At 64.5% G+C, this 21,367-nt stretch carries 18 protein-coding genes; 9 read left to right on the top strand and 9 right to left on the bottom strand.

The window, feature by feature from the left end; genetic code table 11:
• From QZY67_RS02640 to QZY67_RS02620, 5 genes are all read right to left on the bottom strand, one after another.
• On the bottom strand, window positions 1-240 hold a 240-nt coding region (locus tag QZY67_RS02640), incomplete at its 3' end, for a TCP-1/cpn60 chaperonin family protein (RefSeq protein WP_295368406.1).
• A 216-nt stretch (window positions 241-456) separates the two neighbouring features.
• Entirely contained in the window at window positions 457-741 is a 285-nt protein-coding gene (locus QZY67_RS02635) for a co-chaperone GroES (protein ID WP_294536859.1), read from the bottom strand.
• A gap of 218 nt (window positions 742-959) precedes the next feature.
• Entirely contained in the window at window positions 960-1,931 is a 972-nt protein-coding gene (locus QZY67_RS02630; protein WP_295368405.1) for a YegS/Rv2252/BmrU family lipid kinase, read from the bottom strand.
• Window positions 1,932-1,940: 9 nt separating this feature from the next.
• Window positions 1,941-3,122, bottom strand: a complete 1,182-nt coding sequence (locus QZY67_RS02625) for an S-layer homology domain-containing protein (protein WP_295368404.1) — start codon at window positions 3,120-3,122, stop codon at window positions 1,941-1,943.
• Window positions 3,123-3,173: 51 nt separating this feature from the next.
• The gene (locus QZY67_RS02620) at window positions 3,174-4,295 is read right to left on the bottom strand and encodes a class I SAM-dependent RNA methyltransferase (protein WP_295368403.1); all 1,122 of its coding nucleotides are present in this window, start codon (window positions 4,293-4,295) and stop codon (window positions 3,174-3,176) included.
• A 392-nt stretch (window positions 4,296-4,687) separates the two neighbouring features.
• Between QZY67_RS02620 and QZY67_RS02615 the strand changes: the two genes are divergently transcribed.
• On the top strand, window positions 4,688-5,977 hold the full coding sequence (locus QZY67_RS02615) for a hemolysin family protein (protein WP_295368402.1): 1,290 nt from the start codon (window positions 4,688-4,690) through the stop codon (window positions 5,975-5,977).
• Between the two features lie 313 nt (window positions 5,978-6,290).
• Here the strand turns inward: QZY67_RS02615 and QZY67_RS02610 are convergent, their stop codons facing one another.
• Both QZY67_RS02610 and QZY67_RS02605 read right to left on the bottom strand, forming a co-directional pair.
• The gene (locus QZY67_RS02610) at window positions 6,291-6,863 is read right to left on the bottom strand and encodes a GNAT family protein (protein WP_295368401.1); all 573 of its coding nucleotides are present in this window, start codon (window positions 6,861-6,863) and stop codon (window positions 6,291-6,293) included.
• Window positions 6,864-6,934: 71 nt separating this feature from the next.
• Complete coding sequence (locus QZY67_RS02605; protein ID WP_295368400.1) at window positions 6,935-10,378, bottom strand: pyruvate carboxylase; 3,444 nt, start codon at window positions 10,376-10,378, stop codon at window positions 6,935-6,937.
• Between the two features lie 420 nt (window positions 10,379-10,798).
• On the opposite strand from QZY67_RS02605, the gene recG reads away from it, so the two are divergent.
• Genes recG through QZY67_RS02590 form a run of 3 tightly spaced genes read left to right on the top strand, consistent with a single transcriptional unit; the run spans window position 10,799 to window position 13,764 of the window.
• Window positions 10,799-12,883, top strand: coding sequence for an ATP-dependent DNA helicase RecG (gene recG / locus QZY67_RS02600; protein ID WP_295368399.1), 2,085 nt, complete (start codon window positions 10,799-10,801; stop codon window positions 12,881-12,883).
• 24 nt (window positions 12,884-12,907) lie between these two features.
• Entirely contained in the window at window positions 12,908-13,357 is a 450-nt protein-coding gene (locus QZY67_RS02595) for a GNAT family N-acetyltransferase (RefSeq protein WP_294535831.1), read from the top strand.
• Window positions 13,358-13,383: 26 nt separating this feature from the next.
• Complete coding sequence (locus tag QZY67_RS02590; RefSeq protein ID WP_295368398.1) at window positions 13,384-13,764, top strand: C-GCAxxG-C-C family protein; 381 nt, start codon at window positions 13,384-13,386, stop codon at window positions 13,762-13,764.
• A 69-nt stretch (window positions 13,765-13,833) separates the two neighbouring features.
• On the opposite strand, the gene QZY67_RS02585 is transcribed toward QZY67_RS02590, so the two are convergent.
• Entirely contained in the window at window positions 13,834-15,270 is a 1,437-nt protein-coding gene (locus tag QZY67_RS02585) for a DUF4179 domain-containing protein (protein WP_295368397.1), read from the bottom strand.
• 2 nt (window positions 15,271-15,272) lie between these two features.
• Window positions 15,273-15,743 carry a sigma-70 family RNA polymerase sigma factor gene (locus QZY67_RS02580; RefSeq protein ID WP_295368407.1) on the bottom strand — a complete coding sequence of 157 codons (471 nt, stop codon included), beginning with the start codon at window positions 15,741-15,743 and terminating at the stop codon, window positions 15,273-15,275.
• A gap of 178 nt (window positions 15,744-15,921) precedes the next feature.
• Here QZY67_RS02580 and mutY point away from each other — a divergent pair, with 178 nt between their 5' ends.
• Genes mutY through QZY67_RS02555 form a run of 5 tightly spaced genes read left to right on the top strand, consistent with a single transcriptional unit; the run spans window position 15,922 to window position 21,356 of the window.
• Window positions 15,922-16,998, top strand: coding sequence for an A/G-specific adenine glycosylase (mutY, locus tag QZY67_RS02575; protein WP_295368396.1), 1,077 nt, complete (start codon window positions 15,922-15,924; stop codon window positions 16,996-16,998).
• Complete coding sequence (locus QZY67_RS02570) at window positions 16,988-18,352, top strand: aldehyde dehydrogenase (RefSeq protein WP_295368395.1); 1,365 nt, start codon at window positions 16,988-16,990, stop codon at window positions 18,350-18,352. Before mutY ends, QZY67_RS02570 begins: the two co-directional genes overlap by 11 nt.
• 36 nt (window positions 18,353-18,388) lie before the next feature.
• Window positions 18,389-18,988: a thymidine kinase gene (locus QZY67_RS02565; protein WP_295368394.1), complete on the top strand. Its 600-nt coding sequence runs from the start codon at window positions 18,389-18,391 to the stop codon at window positions 18,986-18,988.
• Between the two features lie 5 nt (window positions 18,989-18,993).
• Window positions 18,994-19,869 carry a 4Fe-4S cluster-binding domain-containing protein gene (locus QZY67_RS02560; RefSeq protein WP_295368393.1) on the top strand — a complete coding sequence of 292 codons (876 nt, stop codon included), beginning with the start codon at window positions 18,994-18,996 and terminating at the stop codon, window positions 19,867-19,869.
• 35 nt (window positions 19,870-19,904) lie between these two features.
• Window positions 19,905-21,356, top strand: a complete 1,452-nt coding sequence (locus QZY67_RS02555; RefSeq protein ID WP_295368392.1) for an MATE family efflux transporter — start codon at window positions 19,905-19,907, stop codon at window positions 21,354-21,356.
• Window positions 21,357-21,367: the final 11 nt, after the last annotated feature.

The raw sequence follows: 21,367 nt of genomic DNA, 5'->3' as shown, positions 1-21,367 counted from the left end.
GGTCTTGGTGGAGACCTCCTTCACCAGCTGGGCGCCCATGTTCTCAAAGGGGTCCTCCAGCTCGATCTCCTTGGCGATGGTCACGCCGTCGTTGGTGATCAGGGGAGCGCCGAACTTCTTGTCCAGCACCACGTTGCGGCCCTTGGGGCCCATGGTGATCTTCACGGTGTCAGCCAGCTGGTTCACGCCCCGCTCCAGAGCATGACGGGCCTCTTCGCCGTAGCAGATAATCTTAGCCATAATGAAAAACCTCCAATTTGTGAGATGAGTTCAGGGTAAATGTGCGTCCATTCGCGCTGCTCGCGGCGGCTCAGCGCTTCTGATTGTCACGCTTCATGCCCTCCGCAACGGCACACTGCTCACCGCTCCGCCGAAAATACCGCCGGCTTTCACCGGCCTGTTTTTCGGTCTGCGCGGTTCGCTGTGCGCCTGCTCCCGGGCATTCAGCGCTTCTGATTACTCGACGATGGCGAGAATGTCGCCCTGGCGGACGATGGTGTACTCCTCGCCCTCCACCTTGACCTGGGTGCCGGAGTACTTGCTGGTGATGACCTTGTCACCCACCTTCACGGTCATGACGACTTCCTTGCCGTCCACCATGCCGCCGGGGCCCACGGCGATCACTTCAGCCACTTCGGGCTTCTCCTTGGCGGAGCCGGTGAGGATGATGCCGCTCTTGGTGGTCTCCTCGGCCTCTACCATCTTAATGATCACGCGATCAGCCAGGGGTTTGAGATTCATAGCTGGTTCCTCCTTGCATATATGAAGCATTTGTTTTGTAAACTGTCCATGCCTTAGCACTCATTTTAATGGAGTGCTAACGTACTTATAATAATAGCTTTGGAATGCAAAATGTGCAAGTAAAAAAACGCTGGATTTTCAACCAAATTTGGTTGAAAATCCAGCGTTTTTAAAAACAGCTCACTCAAAATACTGGAAGCTCCGTTTTTCTCCTGATATCACGAAATTGTAGAAAAATGGCTTTCATAATTGTTAGCAGTCTGTAAACTTTCACGCCAAAACACATCGGAGGGATAGAAAAAGTTGATTTTCTTTTCGGACAGCCGGACGGTAAAGCTGCGGGAGCGCATAACCTCGCCGTCCACAACAGCGACCAGCTCCTCCGGGGAGGTGAAGGCGATCTTCTGACAGTGGAAGTCCCGGATGACCTGGGGACATTGGCGGTAGAGACCCCTGGCGTACTTGCCCACCAGGCGGAAGAAGGTGAAGCGGCTCACCCTGGGCACCACCAGCATATCCAGGATACCGTCGTCCGGCTGGGCATCCTTTACGGGCATAAAGCCGCCGCCATAGTACCGCCCGTTGCAGATGCAGATGATGGTGCTGGGGCCGTCCAGGGTCTCGCCGTCCACCTGGATCTCGGTGGGGCGGGTGAGGCCTTTGAACACGTTGACCACCAGGGAGAGAATGTAGGCCCCCACGCCGGACACCAGGGGCAGGGCCTTGTATTTATGTACGTCGGCGGCCACCCGGGCGTCCACCCCGGCGCAGATGACCCCCAGACCCAGCTTGCCGTTGCAGTCCATCAGGTCGAGAGCCGCCTGGGGACCGTCCGCCAGGGCGGCCAGATCGGAGAACCGGGCGCGGTAGTTCTTCCCAAAGATTTTCAGAAAATCATTGCCCGTGCCCTTGGGCACGTTGGTGACGGCGGCGTTGTCGTACCCGGCGGCGCCGTTGACCACCTCGTTGAGGGTGCCGTCCCCGCCGCAGGCATAGATGCGCACCGGCGCCCCGGACTGGGCGGCGGCCCGGGCCAGGGTCTCCCCGGTGCCCGCGCCGCTGGTAAAGGCAATTTCATACTCCAGTCCCCGGCCGCCGAAAATATCCCGAATCTGGGCGGCAAGGGCGTCGGTGCTGCCGTTTTTTCCGGCAGCGGGGTTGATGATGAACAGGTGCTTCAAAGCAGGCACAGCTCCTTATCAGGAAGTGGGGGCGGAAAGCTGAATTCCGGCGGCGTAGTAATAGGCGGGGGAGTCGGCGGAGGGCCAGAGGAGGATCCGCTGCTCCGGCCGGGCGATGCGGGCCACCATGGCGGCCACCTCGCTGCGGGTGATGACAGCCTCGGGCCGGAAGGTCAGCTGCTTGTCGCTGCCGCTGACAATGCCCTTGGCGTACAGGGCGTAGATGGAGCCGGCGGCAAAGTCGCCGCCGGACACGTCGGGGATGGAGGAGGCGACGCGGCTGGCATCGTTGATGTCCTCCGAATCCCGGACAGGGGCGGTGGCGGAGAGCACCAGGGCCAGCTCGGCCCGGGTGATGGGCCGGGTGTAGCTGTCAAAGGTGCTGCCGGAGATAATGCCGTTGGTCAGGCAGTAGTTCACCGCGTTGGTATACCAGGGGTCGCCGCCGCTGGAGAAGGCCCTGCCGGAGTAGGTGCTGTCCAGCACGGCGGCCATCTTCAGGGCCTCGCCCACGGTAAGGGTGCTGTAGGGCAGGAAGGTGCCGTCCCCCGGGCCCTCCATCAGGCCCAGGTTATAGGCCAGATCCACCCACAGATCAAACCAGTCCCTGCCGGACACGTCGGAGAAGGCGGCGGCGCGGTCGGAGCGGAGGGAGAAGGCGGCGAAGGGTACGCCCAGGCCGGTGAGCACCATGGGCAGGGAGGAGACGGCGATGTGGACGCTGTCCCGGCCGGCCCACTGGATGACAATCTCCCTGCCCTGGCTCCCCTGCTCCACGGTGATGGAGCTGGCGCCGGTATACAGCTGGTGGGAGGCGCCGTCCTCGCCGGGCACAGGCACCACGGTCAGCAGCTCCCACGCTCCCTCCCGCTGGGCGATATACACCCCGCAGTCCACGGCGGTCAGGCTGTCATACAGGGGCTCCAGCAGCCACAGCCCGTCCTGCCGCAGCAGGCCGTACTTGCCGTCCTCCTTCACCAGGGCCACGCCCAGGGAGAAGTCGGAGGCCTCCTCAAACCGGATGGGGATGGATACAATGCCCGAGGCATTGACATAGCCCCAGGCGGAGCCGTCGGTGGCGGTGGCCATGCCCTCGGTGTAGCTGCCCCTGACCTCCCACGCCAGGGCGGCGGGGGCGGCCAGGGAGAGGACCAGCGCCAGAGACAGAATCAGGGACAGGTTGCGGATGGTTCGTTTCATTTCAGACTCCTTTGACAGTGTGCGGCATCTCCCGCCGGGGACGGAGGGACGTTACCGCTTGTGGTACTGGAACAGGTCGCACTTGATCATGCCGTTGTACAGCTTCCGCTTTTTGTCTGCGGTGCGGCCGAAGGTGCGCTCGAACTCCGTGTGGGAGGACAGGACGGACACCCGCCACCCGGCGGGCAGGCCGCGGACCGCCTGCCCAAAGGCGGCGTACAGGCCCTCGGCCTCCTTCTTCTCCATGATGCGCTCGCCGTAGGGGGGATTGGTGACCACCCGGCCGTAGGGCTCGCTGCGGTGGAACCGGGTGGCGTCGGCCACCTCGAAGCGGACCAGATCGTCCACCCCGGCCTTTTCCGCGTTGGAGCGGGCCAGCGCCACCGCCCTGGGGTCGATGTCGCCGCCCCAGATGTCGTACTGGCCGTCAAACTCCTTGTCCATGGCCTCGCCGGCGGCGTCCATCCAGGCCTGGGCGGGCAGCCAGGGCCACTTCTGGGCGGAAAAGGACCGGTCCAGGCCGGGGGCGCGGTTTTTGGCGATGAGGGCGGCCTCAATGGCGATGGTGCCCGAGCCGCAGAAGGGGTCGCAGAAGGGATCCCTCCCCCGGTACTGGGACAGCATGACCATGGCGGCGGCCAGGGTCTCCCGCAGGGGCGCCGCCACGCCCACAGCCCGGTAACCCCGCTTGTGGAGCCCGGCGCCGCTGGTGTCCAGCAGGATGGTGGCGGTGTCCCGCATAACGGAAAACTGGATCTGGAACAGGGGGCCGCTCTCCGGCAGGGTCTCCAGCCCGTAGGCCCTGCCCAGCCGGGCGGCGGCCGCCTTTTTCACGATGGACTGGCAGGCGGGCACCGAGTGGAGGGCGGAGTTGAGGCTGTGCCCCTTCACGGGGAAGGCAGCGTTTTTGGGGAGATAGTCCTCCCAGGGGATGGCCCGCACTCCCTCGAACAGGGCCTCAAAGTCGGGGGCGGGGAAGGAGCCCAGCACCAGCAGGACCCGCTCACCGGTGCGCAGGTTCAGGTTGAGGCGGGGGATGTCCCCGGGCCGGCCGGTACACAGCACATGGCCGTTTTCCGCCCGCACGCCGGCCAGAGACAGGCGGCGCAGCTCGTCCGCGGCCAGCCCCTCCAGGCCGAACAGGGTGGGAACAAAAAATTGCAGCTGGTCCATAGAAACCTCCGTGGGCCCCGGCGGGGCGCGTGTGTGAATCAGAGCCTGAGAGGGAGGGATACGCGCCGCCCCGGCAGGCTGTATAAGGCTAGTATAGCTTAAATTATAGGGGATGGCAAACCATTTTGCTGCATAGGAAAAAGTTTTCGGCCCGAGCGGGGAAAACGCGCCTCTTGCATTTTATACCGGGCTGTGATATCATCTGTACTAATCAAACAGGAAAGGATCCGGTGAGCCCTCGTGGACGAGCCCCCCTTACCCAACTGCATAGTTGCATCCGTTGAGGACAGCGTTATCCCTGTGGGATAAGGCTGTCCTTTTGCGCACAAAAACGGGAAAATACCGGGGCAGTTCCTGCAAATACATATTACTTAGGAGTGATCAGTTCCATTATGGACAGTGCCAGTATTATCATGATAGTTATCCTCATCTTCCTGGTGGCCATGTCGTCCTACTTCTCGGCCACGGAGACCGCCTTTTCCTCCCTCAACCGGGTACGGATGAAGAGCCGGGCCGATGCGGGCGACAGCCGCGCGGCCTTGGTTCTGGAGCTGGAGGAGGACTTTGACCGCCTGCTCTCCACTATCCTGATAGGCAACAATATTGTCAATATCACCGCCACCACCATCGGCACGGTCCTCTTCACCAAGCTGCTGGGGGCCTACGGCCCCACGGTGTCCACGGTGGTGCTCACGGCGGTCATCCTGATTTTCGGCGAGATCTCCCCCAAGAGCCTGGCCAAGGAGTCCCCCGAGACCTTCGCCATGTTCTCCGCGCCCATATTGAAGTTTTTCATCACCCTGCTGCGGCCCCTCAACTTTCTCTTTACCCAGTGGAAAAAGCTGCTCAGCCTTGTCTTCCACAAAAAGGAGGACGAGGGCATCACAGAGGAGGAGCTCATCACCATGGTGGACCAGGCCGAGGACGAGGGCGGCCTGGATCAGCACGAGAGCGAGCTTATCCGCTCCGCCATTGAGTTCGGCGACATGGAGGTGGAGGAAATTCTCACCCCCCGGGTGGACATTGTGGCGGTGGAGGACACGGCCGCCATGGACGAGGTGGCCAAGGTATTTGCCGAGAGCGGCTTCTCCCGTCTGCCCGTGTACCACGAGGACATTGACGACATTGTGGGCGTCATCCACGAGAAGGACTTCCACGCCGCCCGCTACCACGGCATCAGCGATCTCTCCGCCATTATGGGCACGGTACTCTACACCACCGGAAACACCAAAATCTCTCAGATGCTCCGCATTCTCCAGCGGGAGAAGGCCCACATGGTCATTGTGGTGGACGAGTACGGCGGAACCGAGGGCCTGGTCACCATGGAGGACATTGTGGAGGAGCTGGTGGGCGAGATCTGGGACGAGCACGACGAGGTCATTGAGCAGTTCCAGAAGCAGGCAGACGGCAGCTACCTCATCTCCTGCTCCGCCGATCTGACCGACCTGTACGACCTGTTCTCCATCAAGGGCAGCTGCGACGCCAACACGGTGTCCGGCTGGGTCATGGAGCAGATTGGCCGCATCCCCGCGGAGGGGGACCGGTTCCAGGCCGACGGCCTGGACGTGACCGTCACCAGGGTGGACCACCGCCGGGTCATGGAGATCAAAGTGGTGGTGCTGCCCGAGGAGGGCGAAGAGGGGAAAAAGGACAAGAAGGATAAGAAGGACCGGGAGGGCTGACGGACTCCCCCTGCGCGCGCCCCCCCGCGGCGCGCGCTCTCAGCGTGTCGAAAAACCTCGGTTGAACAGAATTTGGGCTGTGTCGGGGCGGGGGAGCGCGAGGGGGCAGCCGCCCGCCTCGCGTGGGATCGAATGTCCCGGAAGCCTTGCTGTGCAAGGTTTCCGGCGAGCGGAGCGAGGACTTTTGCGCCGCTGTGCGGCGCGAAAGTAATGGCGTTTTTGAAGGCTGTCGAAAAAGTCCAAGGACTTTTTCGACAGCCTGAGAGCGCGCACCGCACAGCGGCGCGCGCTCTCTTTGTGATAAGACCGGGTGTCAGACCGCCGGCCGGGTCAATACAAAATAGGAGTCATACGCAGTTCCGTCATGCCCTGCCAAATGCTCCGCCGAGGGCTGAAAGCCCAGGTGTTTCAGCGCGGCAATGCGCTCTGCGGCGGATGGGACCGCTTTTGTAGCGATTTTGTCACAGTGGAACAGCACATAGGCAGGTTCCAGGATCAACCCCAGGATCCTGGCGATCTCGCCTGCGCGCTCGTAGTCGCTCCGAAGGTCCAGCCGGAGCAAACCACAGTTTGTAAAGTAGTCGGCGGCGTCTCTGTGGAACAGCTCTATGGTTCCCACCGCCTCCCCGGCGGCTTTCGACAGAATCGCCCAGCGGACAAACCCCTGCCTGCCATACTCCCAGAGCCAGTATGCAATGGCCTGTTCCATTCTGCTTTCCGTCGTGTAGTGGAAATCGTCTCCGCCGCAGTTGTCGCTGTTGAAAAACGGCACTGCTTCTTTGTCGGAATATACTTTTAACAGGTCCTTTTTGTCCTCCGGGCACACCAGTCTCAAAATATAGCGCCCGTCCTCGTATCTGGGACAATGCTGATATACATCCACCATACGGTTTCTCCCATAAAATGTTTTTTTCCGGCGTCCGTGCCGCTGAAAGAGTATGTCTGTGAGACGGAATATCAGTCGGGCCTGACGGTGAAGAGCAGCTGGCCGGCCTTGACGTTGTCGCCCTCCTGGACATGGATGGCCTCCACGGTGCCCGCCAGACGGGCCACCACGCTGGTCTCCATCTTCATGGCCTCGATGATGCCCAGCACCTGGTTGGCCTCCACCCTGTCGCCGGGCTGGACGCTCACCTTGGACACCATGCCGGGGATGGACGCGCCCACCTGGCTCTTGTCCGCCGGGTCGGCCAGAGTGACCTGGACGCCCTTGACCTCGGCGGTCCGGTCGGGCACCGCCACCTCGCGGCGCTGGCCGTTGAGCTCAAACTGGACGGTACGGGTGCCGTCCTCGTTCAGGTCGCCCAGACCCAGGTACTTGATGACCAGAGTCTTGCCCTCTTCAATGTTGATCTGGTTGGTCTCGCCCAGGGCCATGCCGTGGAAGAACACATGGCTGCCCATGCGGGCGATGTAGCCGTACTCGTTGCGGTGCTGGCGGTACTCCTCGTACACCTTGGGGTAGAGGCAGTAGGACAGCATGGCCCGCATGTTGATCTCATCGCCGCACATGAAGGGACGCATGGTCTCCCGCACGGCGTCGAAGTCCACGGGAGGCAGCAGCTCGCCGGGACGGCAGGTGATGGGCTTCTCGCCCTTGAGCACCACCCGCTGCAGGTCCTCGGGGAAGCCCCAGGCAGGCTGGCCCATCATGCCCTTGAAGTAGCTCACCACGCTGTCGGGGAAGGTGAGGGCCTCGCCCCGCTCCACAATGTTCTCCGGCGTCAGGTTGTTCTGCACCATGAAGATGGCCAGGTCGCCCACCATCTTGGAGGAGGGGGTCACCTTCACGATGTCCCCCAGCATGTCGTTGACGGTCTTGTACATCTCCTTGACCTCCTCAAACCGGTGGCCCAGGCCCAGAGAGACCACCTGGGGGTAGAGGTTGGTGTACTGCCCGCCGGGGATCTCATAGCGGTAGATGTCGGTGGTGGGGTTTTTCAGGCCGTGGTCAAAGTGGTCGTACCGCAGGCGCACGTCGGCCCAGTAGTCGTCCAGCTTCTGCAGCCGCTGCAGGTCCAGGCCGGTGTCCCGCTCCGTGCCCTGGAGGGCGGCCACCACCGCGTTCATGGAGGGCTGGCTGGTCAGGCTGGACATGGAGGCGATGGCGCAGTCCACAATGTCCACCCCCGCCTCGGCGGCCATCAGGTAGGCGGCCACCTGGTTGGCGGTGGTGTCGTGGGTGTGGAGGTGGATGGGCAGGCCCACCTCCTGCTTGAGGGTGGACACCAGTTTCTTGGCCGCATAGGGCTTGAGCAGGCCGGACATGTCCTTGATGGCCAGCAGGTGGGCGCCCCGGCGCTCCAGCTCCTTGGCCAGATTTACATAGTACTGCAGGGTGTACTTGTCCCGCTTGGGGTCCAGAATGTCGCCGGTGTAGCAGATGGAGGCCTCACAGAGCTTGTTCTCCTTGAGCACCTCCTCCATGGCCACCTCCATGCCGGGCACCCAGTTGAGGGAGTCGAAGATGCGGAACACGTCGATGCCGCTGCGGGCTGCCTCCTTCACAAACTCCCGGATCAGGTTGTCGGGGTAGTTGGTGTAGCCCACCGCGTTGGCGCCCCGGAGGAGCATCTGGAAGGGGATGTTGGGGATCTTCTTCCGCAGGGTGTCCAGCCGCTCCCAGGGGGACTCGTGAAGGAACCGGTAGGCCACGTCGAAGGTGGCGCCGCCCCACATCTCCAGGGAGAAGCAGTCGGAGAGAATCTCGCTGGTGCCGTCGGCCGCCAGACGCAGGTCGCGGGTGCGCACCCGGGTGGACAGCAGGGACTGGTGGGCGTCACGCATGGTGGTGTCGGTGATGAGCAGCTTCTTCTGGTCCAGCACCCACTTCTTCACCGCCTCGGGGCCTTCCCGGTCCAGCAGCTGCTTGAGGCCCTCGGGCCGGTTGCCGGTGACGGGCGGGAACCGGGGGATATCGTACTGCTTGCGCTCGGCAGAGGGGTTGTCCACCTGGATCTGGGCGATGTACTTGAGCACCTTGGTGGCACGGTCACGTCCGGTGTTGATGTCAAAGAGCTCGGGGGTCTCGTCGATGAACTTGGTGTGGCACTTGCCCGCCTGGAAGGCGGGGTGGGTGAGGATGTTGGTGACAAAGGGGATGTTGGTCTTGACGCCCCGGACGTGCTCCTCGCTGACGGCGCGCACCGCCTTGTGGCAGGTGCCCACAAAGGTGTTGTCCCAGGCGGTGACCTTGACCAGCAGGGAGTCGTAATAGGGGGAGATGACCGCGCCGGTGTAGGCGTTGCCGCCGTCCAGACGGACGCCGAAGCCGCCGCTGGAGCGGTAGGCGGTGATTTTACCGGTGTCGGGGGCGAAGTTGTTGGCCGGGTCCTCGGTGGTGACGCGGCACTGGATGGCGTAGCCGCTGATGTGCACATCCTCCTGCTTGGTCAGGCCAATGCGGGGGTCGGACAGGGGGCAGCCCTCGGAGATGAGGATCTGAGCACGCACCAGATCCACGCCGGTGACCATCTCGGTGACGGTGTGCTCAACCTGAATCCGGGGGTTCATCTCAATGAAGTAGTGGTTGCCGTCCTTGTCCACCAGGAACTCCACGGTGCCCGCGTTGACGTAGCCCACGTGCTTGGCCACCTTCACCGCGTCGGCGTGGAGCTTGTCCCGGATCTCCTGGGGCACGCTCCAGGCGGGGGCGTACTCCACCACCTTCTGGTAACGGCGCTGGAGGGAGCAGTCGCGCTCGCCCAGGTGCATCACGTTGCCGTACTGGTCGCCCAGAATCTGCACCTCAATGTGCTTGGGCTCCACCAGGTATTTTTCAATGAAGATGTCCTCGCTGCCGAAGGCCTTCCGGGCCTCGTTGCGCACCAGCTCAAAGGCGGGGGCCACCTCCTCGGGCTTGTCGCACCGGCGCATGCCACGGCCGCCGCCGCCGGCAGCCGCCTTGAGGATGATGGGGAAGCCGTAGGAAATGGCCTTCTCCAGGGCCTCGTCCGCGTCCTTCAGGGGGCGGTCGGAGCCGGGGATGGTGGGCACGCCGCAGGCGATGGCTGTGGCCTTGGCGGCCAGCTTGTCGCCCATGCGGGCCAGCACCTCGGAAGAGGGGCCGATGAACTTGATACCAGCCTCCTCACAGGCCCGGGCGAAGTCCGGGTTCTCGGACAGGAAGCCGTAGCCCGGGTGGATGGCGTCCACTTTCCGCCGCTTGGCCAGGTCGATGATGGCGGGAATGTCCAGATAGGCCCCCAGAGGGGACTTGTTGTGGCCGATGAGGTAGGCCTCGTCGGCACGGGTACGGAACAGGCTGTTGATATCCTCGTGGGAGTACATGGCCACGGTGTGGAGCCCCAGGTCGTAGCAGGCGCGGAACACCCGGATGGCGATCTCGCCCCGGTTGGCCACCAGTACCTTATTGAATATACGCTCTGTCACTTGATTCATCCTTTCTTCCCGCTGCGGCGGACGCGGTCCGGAGGGGGACGGTGCCGCCCTTACTCCGGTCAAACTGATGTGTTAAAGAATATTATACAGACTGCAATCTGATTTTGCAATAAATTTTATTGTGCTCTGCAAAAAAAGAAAAGAAAGACCAAAGACAGAGGGAAAAACATGAAAAAATGAAAGAACAATATATTTCTTCTGCAAAACTGCTAAGGGAAACCGTAAAAGGGAACGGGGAATACAGCCGGAGAGAAGAGGGGACTTAACCCGCTTTGGCGGGAAACTAGGGAAGAAAGCGGAAAAAAGAGAGGAAAAGGGCGGGATTAAGACGGACCTTAATACCGGACGACGGAGAACGCTTGTTTGCCTGCCTGTTTTATGGTAGACTAGGCCTCAAAGACTGAGAAAGGGGGGAGTACCGTGGCGCTGACGCTGGAGAGCGGCCTGAAGGAGCTGCCGGGTATCGGCGACGCCAGAGCCGCCAGGCTGGCCAAGCTGGGTCTGGCCACTGTGGAGAATCTGCTGGGGTACTACCCCCGCAGCTACGAGGACCGGACCAAAATCTCCACCATTGACGCCGCGCCCGAGGAACAGCCGGTGTGCGTGGCGGCCTTTGTGGCCGAGACACCCCGGGTGTCCCACATCCGCAAGGGCCTGGAGCTGGTCAAGGTGAAGGCGGCCGACGAGACGGCGGTGATGACCGTCACCTTCTTCAACCAGGCCTACGTGCGGGACGCCCTGCGCCAGGGGGAGAGCTACATTTTCTACGGCAAGGTGGAGCGGCAGGGCAGACAGCGGCAGATGACCAACCCGGTGTTCGAGCGGGAGGGCGCCGCCCGGTTCACCGGCTGCATCATGCCGGTCTACCCCCTGACGGCGGGCATCTCCAACAACCTGCTGGCCGGGCTGACCCGGCGGTGCGTGGACGCTTGCGCCGCGCAGGCGCCCGAGCTGCTGCCCGAGGAGGTGCGCCTGGCCCACAGCCTGGCCCAGGTGGAGTTCTCCTGCCGGAACATCCACTTCCCCGAGAGCTGGGAGGCCCTGGAGATAGCCCGGAGGCGGCTGATTTTTGAGGAGTTTTTCCTTCTCTCCTGCGGCATGTCCCTGCTGCGCACCGGCCGGGACCGGGGCGCCGGCCCGGCGGTGGAGCATCGGGATTTGACGCCGTTTTTGTCCCTGCTGCCCTTCTCCTTCACCGGGGCCCAGCGCCGCGCCGTGGACGAGGCGGCGGCGGACATGTCCTCCGGCCGGCCCATGAACCGGCTGGTCCAGGGGGACGTGGGCTCGGGCAAGACGGCGGTGGCCGCCGCCTGCGCCTGGCTGGCCTGGCGGGGCGGCTGGCAGAGCGCCATGATGGCCCCCACCGAGATTCTGGCCGAGCAGCACTTCCGCTCCCTGTCCGCCCTGCTGTCCCCCGCCGGGATGAAGGTGGGGCTGCTCACCGGCAGCATGAGGGCCGCCGAAAAGCGGAAGGCAAGGGCCGCCCTGGCGGCGGGGGAGGTGGACCTGATGGTGGGCACCCACGCCCTGCTGAGTGAGGGCGTGGAATTTCAAAAGCTGGGGCTGGTCATCACCGACGAGCAGCACCGCTTCGGCGTGGCCCAGCGGGCCGCTCTGGCCGCCAAGGCGGAGGGGGGGCTGCGGCCCCATGTGCTGGTCATGTCCGCCACCCCCATCCCCCGCACCCTGGCCCTCATTGTGTACGGCGATCTGGACGTGTCGGTCATCGACGAGCTGCCCCCGGGCCGCACGCCGGTGGAGACCTTTGTGGTGGGGGAGGACAAGCGGCAGCGGATGTACGGCTTTGTGCGCAGGCTGGTGGCCGAGGGCCGGCAGGCCTACATTGTCTGCCCCGCCGTGGAGGAGAACCCGGAGGGGGAGGATGCCTCCGGCGGCCTGGCCGACCTGAAGGCGGTGACCACCTACGCCGAGACGCTGAAAACCCAGGTGTTCCCCGACCTGCGGGTGGCCTTTGTCCACGGAAAGATGAAGCCGAAGGACAAGGACGCGGTCATGTCCGCCTTCTCCGCCGGGGACGTGGACGTGCTGGTGTCCACCACCGTCATCGAGGTGGGGGTGGACGTGCCCAACGCGGCGCTGATGATTGTGGAGAACGCGGAGCGCTTCGGCCTGAGCCAGCTCCACCAGCTCCGGGGCCGGGTGGGCCGGGGGAAGCACAAGTCCTACTGCGTGCTCATGACCGCCACCCGCAGCCAGGACAGCCGGGCGCGGCTGAAGGCGCTCGCCTCCACCACCGACGGCTTCAAAATCGCCGAGGAGGACCTGAAGCTCCGGGGCCCCGGCGACTTCTTCGGCTCCCGGCAGCACGGCCTGCCCCAGCTCCACATCGCCGACCTGGCCGGGGACGTGCGCGTGCTCAAGGAGGCCCAGCAGGCCGCCCATGACCTGCTGGAGGCCGACCCGGGGCTGACGCGGCCCAAGCACCGCCCCCTGCTGGAGCGGGTGAAGCAGATGTTCAGCGACAATCCGGATATTTTCAACTGAGATACAATGGAAAGGAAGAGTAAGATGCTGACAATCAGACCTATGGCGTCCGGAGACCGGGACGCCGTTATGGCCATGGTGACGGACTTCTACCACAGCCCCGCCGTGGAGCATCAGGTGGACCCGGCCATCCTGGAGCGGGCCTTCTGGGACGCGGTGGACCCGGCGCAGCCCCTCATTGAGGGCCTGCTGCTGCTGGAGGAGGACGCGCCGGTGGGCTACTGCTATCTGACCTGGGGCTACGCCTCGGAGATGGGCGGAAAGGTGCTCATTTTTGACGAGCTGTACTTTAAGGACAGCTGCCGGGGCAAGGGGTACGGCAGTCAGGTGTTCCGCCGGGTGATGGCCGAGCACCCGGAGTGCCGCCGCTTCCGGCTGGAGGTCACCGGCGCCAACGAAGGCGCCGCCCGGCTCTATGAGCGGCTGGGGTTCCGCTTTCTGCAGTACAACCAGATGGTGCTGGATGCGGAATAAACCACAGAGAAAACGGGGGATTACCCATGACGAAACAGGAACACGTAAGCGCCCTCCGGGCGGACACCACGGTACACTACAACTGCTGCCAGTCGGTGCTCATCCCCTTTGCCCGGGAGTGCGGCCTGAGCCACGAGGCGGCCAACGCCCTGGGCAGCAACTTCGGCGCGGGCATGCGCCGGGGCGCCACCTGCGGCGCGGTCACCGGCGCGCTGATGGTGCTGGGCATGACCGGCAGGGACGCCGCCGCGGCCAAGGCCCTGACCGACGCTTTTAAGGAAAAGAACGGCTGCCTGGACTGCGCCCAGCTTCTGGCCGCCGCTGCCCAGCGGGGCGAGGAGCGCAAGCCCCACTGCGACCGCATGGTCCACGAGGCGGTGGCGCTGCTGGAGGAGCTGGAAAAATAATCTCTTATATTTGTCCACAAAAAGCCCAGGGGGTGTGGAAAACTCCACACCCCCTGGGCTTTTTGCATCTTACTTGAGAATGACAGGAATAGGGGTGTCCAGGTCCTTGCGCTGGGTGAAGTGGAGGCCGATGTCTATGGTGTTCTCCTCATAGCCCACCAGATGGTAGAGCTCCACAAAGTAACCCTCGGGCACGGCCAGTTCCCCATCCGTGCCGCACCACAGCGCTCCCACATGCATGACGCTGTGGCCGCCGAAATCGTGCTCTTTGCCGTCAGGGGAGCGGTAATTACCGCTGCCTACCTGATAGAACACCATTTTAGAAGTGGATTCCAGGCTCAGCACGGCACTGTCCATCTGGTACTGCGAAGTGGCGCTCTCATTGACCGACGGAGAGAAGGGGGCAAGCAGGGCCAGCTCCAGGGCGGAATCCCCCGTCCGGTTCACCGCAAGATTCACGCCCTCGGGCAGGGAGTCCAGGGCCACGCCCCGCTCCAGGTCCACCGTCACCCACTCCTTCTCCGGCTCCAGCCAGTCCAGACGGGTGATATAGAGGGTCAGGTGGGCGGGGTCTGCAAAGAAGGTGGTGTCGCACATCCGGGCATTGCCCAGGCCGCCGATGGAACCGGAGGGATTGTCCTCGTACTTGTTGCCCTTCTCGTCCTCCAGGTAGAAGTCCAGGCCCGCCAGGGAGGCGGTGTTGTCCGGGTGCTCCTCCACGGTCAGGCGGCCGTGGGTGGGGTAGCTGTCCAGAGCGAAGCGGAGCCGCTGGCCGTCCACCTCCACCCAGTCCCCCATGGGGATGGACATGACCTCGTTCAGGTGGGAGGCGTCCAGGGGAATTTCGAAGGAGAAGTCGCCCTCGTAGGCGGGGGCCGTCTCCTCCTCATCCCCCAGGGCGCTGGCAGGGGCCTGACCGGAGTGACTTTCGCCCGTCAGGTGGAAGGTAATCCGCAGCACGTTGGGGAAGCGGAAGCTGTCGCCCAAAACGTGAACAGATGCGGCGCCCACAAGTTCGTCAGGGTCAAAGATGGTGGAGGAGATGACATTGCCCTCCACGGGGACGCCGTCCCCGTCGGTCAGGGTGGGATGGGCCTGGTAGGAATCCCAGGGTCCGGAGGCCTTCAGGAAGAACTGAAGCTGTCCCTGGTCCAGAATCAGGTATTCCAGGCGCAGGGTGACGCCGTTTTGTGTCTGTTCCGCGCCGATATACTGGGCGTAATTGTGCTCCACCGCCAGCTTCAGGCTGGGGGAGAAGGCCACGGCGGCCATCAGCTCCCGCAGCACGGGGACTGTGGAGCAGGCCTGTGCAAAGGGCATGGAGTAGTTCACCAGCAGCACAAAGGCCGCGGCCACGCCCGCCAAACTGGCCGCCGGAATGCCCCACCGGCGGCCGGCGCGCCTGCGGCGGAGCCTGGCTCTGGCCCGGTCCACCGTGCCGTCCAGCTGGGGGGGAGCCTGCTCCAGCTCGTGGAGCAGGGCGTTGAATTCCTCAGTTCGGTTCATGGTCACACCTCCTCAGGGTCGGTTAATTCCAGTTTCAGCAGGGCCAGGGCCCGGCGCTGCCGGGTGACCACCGTGCCCTGGGGGATGTCCAGGGCCTGGGCGGTCTCGGCCAGGGTCAGGCCGGTGAAGTACCGCAGAATGACCACCGCCCGCAGATCCTTGGGCAGGCGGGCAATGGCCTCCTTCAGGGGCAGGCTGTCAAAGGCCTCGGCCGCCGTCTCGGGCAGCTGGGCCATACCGGTCTCCCGGGCGCGGCGGCGCAGCTCGTCGTTGCAGACGTTGATGAGAATCCGGGTCAGCCAGGTGCGGAAGAACTGGGGCTGGCGCAGCTTGCGGCAGGCGGTCAGGCCCTTGTACACCGCCTCGTCCACCGCGTCCAGGGCCATGGACGGGCTGTGGAGATAGAGCAGGGCCGTGCGGTACAGGGCGGCGCGGTATTCATGCGCCCGGTGGGCGTACTCGTTGGCGTCCAGAGGGGATCCCTCCTCTCAGTTGAATTGGAGCTCCATTCACCCATTAGACGGACTTGGGCATGGGTTTGATTGGCCTGTTGAAAAAAGTTTTTCTTCATTATATAATGTCTGCTGGACAAGCCGCAACGCGGTTTGTCCGCCCATTTTCTGAGAGAAAATATATCTGCGGAGGTCACCCTTGAGAGAACTGGAACAACTGCCCATCCCCCTGCTGGCCTGGTACCATGAGAACGCCCGGGTGCTGCCCTGGCGGAGCGATCCCACTCCCTATCACGTCTGGGTCAGCGAGATTATGCTCCAGCAGACCCGGGTGGCCGCCGTGATGGGCTATTACAGCCGCTTCATGGCGGCCCTGCCCGACGTGGCCGCCCTGGCGGCGGTGGAGGACGACACCCTGATGAAGCTCTGGCAGGGGCTGGGGTATTACAGCCGGGCCCGCAACCTGAAAAAGGCCGCCGGGCAGGTGATGGAGCGGTACGGCGGGGCCCTGCCCGCCAGCTATGAGGAGCTGCTCACCCTGGCCGGAGTGGGGGAGTATACGGCGGGGGCCATCGCCTCCATCGCCTTCGGCATCCCCGTTCCGGCGGTGGACGGCAACGTGCTCCGGGTGGTCTCCCGCGTCGCCGGGGACGAGGAGGATATCACCCTTCCCGCCACCAAGAAGCGGATGGGACAGGCCCTGCAGGAGATCATCCCCACCGCCATGCCGGGCGCCTTTAACCAGGCCATGATGGAGCTGGGGGCAACCGTATGCCTGCCCAACGGCGCGCCTCTGTGCGACAGATGCCCGGCGGCAGGTTTCTGCGCCGCCCTGGCCCAGGACAAAATCGACGTTCTCCCCGTCAAGGCCCCCAAGAAGGCCCGGCGGGTGGAGGAGCGGACGGTGTACCTCATCTTCCATGAGGGCCGGGTGGCCCTCCGCCGCAGGCCGGAGAAGGGCCTGCTGGCCGGGCTGTGGGAGTACCCCAATGAGCCGGCGGAAAAAACGGGTATACTGGAAGCGTGGGGCATCGTCCCGGCGTCTCAGCGGTGGGGCGGCGCGGGGAAGCACATCTTCACCCACATCGAATGGCACATGACCGCCCGGCTGGTACAGGCGGAGACGGAGGAGCTGCCCGAGGGCTGGGTGTGGGCCGGCGGCTCCGACCTGCGGCAGATCTACGCCGTGCCCAACGCCTTCCAGTCCTTCGCTCCCCTAGTGGAGGAGGGGCTGGCCGGAGCGGGAAATATACAGGAGGTACTGGATGGAATTTGAGGCCATGGTGTCCCGGCAGCGGGAATTTTGGAATACCGGAGCCACCCGCAGCACGGAGTGGCGGCTCATCCAGCTGAAAAAGCTGGAGCAGGCTCTGGAGGAGCGGGAGGGGGCGTTGTGCGCCGCCCTGAAGGCCGATCTGGGCAAGGCGGCCTACGAGTCCTGGCTCAGCGAGATCGGCATGACCCTGGCCGAGCTGCGCTTTGCCCGCAAGCACCTGAAGAAGTGGGCGGCGGCCAAACGCCGGCCCTCGGCCATGCCCCTCTTCCCGGCCAGCAGCCGGGTGGCGCCGGAGCCATACGGCACGGTCCTCATCATGTCCCCCTGGAACTACCCGGTGCAGCTCACCCTGGTGCCCCTCATCTCCGCTCTGGCGGCGGGCAACTGCGCCGTGGTGAAGCCGTCGGCCTACGCGCCCAGCGTGGCCCGGGCGGTGGCGGAGCTGCTGGGGGACATCTTCCCGCCTGAATATGTGTCCGTGGTCCAGGGGGGCAGGGAGGAAAACGCCGCCCTGCTGGGGCAGAACTTTGACTATATTTTCTTCACCGGGTCCCCCGCCGTGGGCAGGACGGTGATGGCCGCGGCGGCGAAGCACCTGACCCCCGTCACCCTGGAGCTGGGGGGCAAGTCCCCGGTGATCATCGCCCCCGACGCCAATATCCACCTGGCCGCCCGACGCATCGCCTGGGGCAAGTTTCTCAATGGGGGCCAGACCTGCGTGGCCCCCGACCATGTGTATATCCCCACCCGTCTGCGGGACGCCTTTGTGAAGGAACTGGAGGGGCAGATCCACCAGCTCTACGGCGCTGACCCGCTGGCCGGGCCGGATTTGCCCAAAATCATCAACGAGAAGCACTTCAACCGGGTCTCCGGTCTGATGGGAAGCGGGAGGACCGCCGTGGGCGGCCGCACCGACCCGGCGGCCCGGCGCATCGAGCCCACGGTGCTGGTGGATGTGGCGGAGACGGACCCGGTCATGCAGGAGGAGATCTTCGGCCCGGTGCTGCCCGTGCTCACCTACGACAGCCTGGACGACCTCATTGCCCGGCAGCAGCAGAAGGCCAGCCCCCTGGCCCTCTATCTCTTCACCGGGGACAAGACCCTGGAGAGGCGCGTCCTCTCCGCCCTGCCCTCGGGGGGCGTGTGCGTCAACGACACGGTCATCCACCTGGCCAATCCCCACGTGCCCTTCGGCGGCGTGGGCAACAGCGGCATGGGCGCCTGCCACGGCCGGGCCGGCTTCGACACCTTCACCCACTACCGCACCATCGTGCGCCGCGGGAAGCTGGACCTGCCCCTGCGGTACGCCCCCTATGAGGGCAAGAACCTGAACATGGTGAAGAAGCTCATGTAATATTGGGCCAAATTGAGAGAGAAAGAGGAGAGAAGGATGGCAAAGCTCTATTTCCGCTACGGGGTCATGGGCTCCAGCAAGACGGCCAACGCCCTGATGGTGCGGTACAACTACGAGGAGCGGGGCCAGGAGGCCCTGCTGGTGAAGCCCGCCATTGACCAGCGGGACGGCGCCCGCTTTGTGGCCTCCCGGGCCGGGCTGAGCAACCCCTGCATCTACTTTTCCGACTTGAGGGCCATGTCCCCCGAGGAGCTGAAGCCCTACGCCTGCGTCATCGTGGACGAGGCCCAGTTTCTCAGCCGGGAGGAGGTCCAGTACCTGACCCACCTGGTGGACGACCTGAGCCTGCCCGTCATCTGTTACGGCCTGCGGGCCGACTTCCGGGGGGACCTGTTCCCCGGCTCCCAGGAGCTCCTGGCCTGCGCCGACATCATCGAGGAGATCAAGACCATCTGCTGGTGCGGCAAGAAGGCCACCTGCAACGCGCGATTCGACGCCCAGGGCCACGTCCTCAAGGAGGGCGAGCAGGTGGTGCTGGGGGCCAACGACCAGTACATCGGCCTGTGCCGCAAGCACTGGAAGGAGGGCGACCTGGGGCCCGACTGGCGCAAGACCCTGCCGGGCGGAGAGGCGTGAGGGCCATGAAGTGCAGTCTTTGCCCCCGCAGGTGCGGCGCGGAGCGGACCGGGACCTCCGGCGGCGGCGTGTGCGCCATGCCAGAGCTGCCGGTGGTGGCCCGGGCCGCCCTCCACATGTGGGAGGAGCCCCCCATCTCGGGCACCCGGGGGTCGGGCACCGTGTTTTTCTCCGGCTGCTCCCTCAAGTGCGTGTTCTGCCAGAACGACGCCATCAGCCACGGCAATTTCGGCAAGCCCATCTCCGTGGAGCGGCTGCGGGAGATCTTCTTTGAGCTCATCGCCCAGGGGGCCCACAATATCAACCTGGTCAACCCCACCCACTTCTCCCACGCCGTCGCCAGGGCCCTGGCCGAGCCCCTGCCGGTGCCGGTGGTATGGAACTCGGGGGGGTACGATGAGGTGAGCACCCTCCGCGCTCTGGAGGGGAAAGTGCAGATCTACATGCCCGACCTGAAGTACCTGGATTCCGCCGCCGCGGCGCGGTACTCCGGCGCGCCCGACTACCCGGAGAAGGCGGTGGCCGCCATCAAGGAGATGGTGCGCCAGACCGGCCCCTATGAGCTGGATGGGGACGGCCTGCTGAAGAAGGGCGTACTCATCCGGCACCTGATTCTCCCCGGCCGGGTGAAGGAGGCCAAGGCGGTGATGGACTTTGTCTCGGAGCAGTTCCCGCCCCACACGGTCCTCTTCTCCCTCATGAGCCAGTATGTGCCCTGCGGCCGCGCCCCGGAGTACCCGGAGATCAACCGCCGGGCCAGAAGCTCAGAGATCCGTGCGGCGGAGGAGTACTTCTCCGCCCTGAATCTGGACGGCTTTACCCAGGAGCTGCTCTCGGCCACCGAGGGCTTTATCCCCGATTTTGACCTGACCGGCGTGTAAGCGTGTCTGCCCCGAAGGAAAGGAAGATATAAAGTTTGAAATGGAAGAAACGGGCCGGGAGCCACCGCATGGGCACCATGTGGCGGCTGTCCTGGCCCGCGATTATGGAACAGATTCTGGCCACCATGGTCAGCTACGTGGACACCGCCATGGTGGGTGTTCTGGGCGCGGGGGGCACGGCGGCGGTGTCGGTGAACGCGGCGTCCATCTGGCTCATCAACGGCATCCTGGCCGGCGTAGGCGTGGGCTTCTCGGTTCAGATCTCCCACGCGGTAGGGGCCGGAGACGACAACCGGGTTCGGCAGGTGCTGCGGCAGAGCGTGCTGGGCGCCTTTGCCTGCGGCTTGGCCGCTCTGGCGGTGTACCAGCTGCTGGCCGGGCTGATTCCCCTGTGGCTGGGGGCAAAGCCGGACGTGTACCCTGCCGCCGTGGCCTACCTGCGGTGCTACACTGCCGCCCTGCCGTTTGCCTCGGCGGGCATTGTGTTCTCCGCGGTGCTGCGGTGCATGGGCAACAGCAAGGCCCCGCTCATCCTCAATACCATGGCCAACCTGCTCAACATTGTGCTCAACTTCTTCTTCATCTACCCCACCCGCCAGGCGGATATCCTGGGCTGGACGGTTACCATCCCCGGCGCCGGGCTGGGGGCCGCCGGGGCGGCCATCGCCTCTGCCATCGCCCTCACAGCCTCGGGAGCGGCCATGGTGTGGGTGGCGCTGCGCCAGGGGGAACGGTACCGGGTGAATCTCCGGGAGGGCCTGCGGCCTGACGGGCCCATTCTCCGCCGGGCGGCCATGCTGGGCCTGCCCTCCGCCGCCGAGCGGGCCACCGTAAACCTGGGCCAGATCGCCATGACCGCGCTGGTGGCCCACCTGGGCACCGTGGCCCTGGCGGCCAACCAGATCGCCACCACCGCCGAGGGGCTGTGCTATCTGCCGGCCTACGGCATCTCCTACGCCGCCACCGCCCTGGTGGGCCAGTCGGTGGGGGAGGGCAGCCGGGAGGACGCCGAGGCCTACGGCACCCTGTCCGGCCTGCTGGGCTTCGGATTGTGCGTGGGAACCGGCGTGCTCCTCTTCCTGCTGGCCGCGCCCCTGGCCGGGCTGTTCAACACAGATCAGGAAGTGGTGGCCCAGGCCGCCATGGCGCTGCGCATCGTGTCGGTGGCCGAACCCTTCTTCGCCGCCTCCATCGTGTTTACCGGCGCCCTCCGGGGCGGACAGGACGTCCGCTTCCCCATGGTGGTCAGCCTGGTGTGCATGTGGGGGGTGCGCATCGCCCTGGCGCCCCTGCTGGTGTTCCAGTTCGGCATGGGCCTGGAGGCGGTATGGATCGCCATGGCTGTGGACCTCATCCTCCGGGGCGTGCTGTGTACCCTCCGGTGGCGCAGCGGCCGCTGGCGGAAATACTGCGGACTTGCAGCATACAGCGTGTCGAAAAACCTCCCAGAAAAGGAAGCCTCGCAGAGTTCCGTCATCCGCAGATGACGGAATCAAAT

Origin of the sequence: uncultured Pseudoflavonifractor sp., assembly GCA_904419835.1 — a bacterium.
Taxonomy (GTDB): domain Bacteria; phylum Bacillota; class Clostridia; order Oscillospirales; family Oscillospiraceae; genus Pseudoflavonifractor.
This window is presented reverse-complemented; position numbering and strand designations above follow the sequence as displayed.

Bases quoted from the DNA above. Each gene is read 5' to 3' on its own strand.
- QZY67_RS02615 (WP_295368402.1), top strand. From the start codon at position 4,688: ATGGACAGTGCCAGTATTATCATGATAGTTATCCTCATCTTCCTGGTG.
- QZY67_RS02625 (WP_295368404.1), bottom strand. From the start codon at position 3,122: ATGAAACGAACCATCCGCAACCTGTCCCTGATTCTGTCTCTGGCGCTG.
- QZY67_RS02590 (WP_295368398.1), top strand. From the start codon at position 13,384: ATGACGAAACAGGAACACGTAAGCGCCCTCCGGGCGGACACCACGGTA.
- QZY67_RS02570 (WP_295368395.1), top strand. From the start codon at position 16,988: ATGGAATTTGAGGCCATGGTGTCCCGGCAGCGGGAATTTTGGAATACC.
- QZY67_RS02565 (WP_295368394.1), top strand. From the start codon at position 18,389: ATGGCAAAGCTCTATTTCCGCTACGGGGTCATGGGCTCCAGCAAGACG.
- QZY67_RS02585 (WP_295368397.1), bottom strand. From the start codon at position 15,270: ATGAACCGAACTGAGGAATTCAACGCCCTGCTCCACGAGCTGGAGCAG.
- QZY67_RS02635 (WP_294536859.1), bottom strand. From the start codon at position 741: ATGAATCTCAAACCCCTGGCTGATCGCGTGATCATTAAGATGGTAGAG.
- QZY67_RS02560 (WP_295368393.1), top strand. From the start codon at position 18,994: ATGAAGTGCAGTCTTTGCCCCCGCAGGTGCGGCGCGGAGCGGACCGGG.
- QZY67_RS02620 (WP_295368403.1), bottom strand. From the start codon at position 4,295: ATGGACCAGCTGCAATTTTTTGTTCCCACCCTGTTCGGCCTGGAGGGG.
- QZY67_RS02605 (WP_295368400.1), bottom strand. From the start codon at position 10,378: ATGAATCAAGTGACAGAGCGTATATTCAATAAGGTACTGGTGGCCAAC.
- QZY67_RS02595 (WP_294535831.1), top strand. From the start codon at position 12,908: ATGCTGACAATCAGACCTATGGCGTCCGGAGACCGGGACGCCGTTATG.
- QZY67_RS02610 (WP_295368401.1), bottom strand. From the start codon at position 6,863: ATGGTGGATGTATATCAGCATTGTCCCAGATACGAGGACGGGCGCTAT.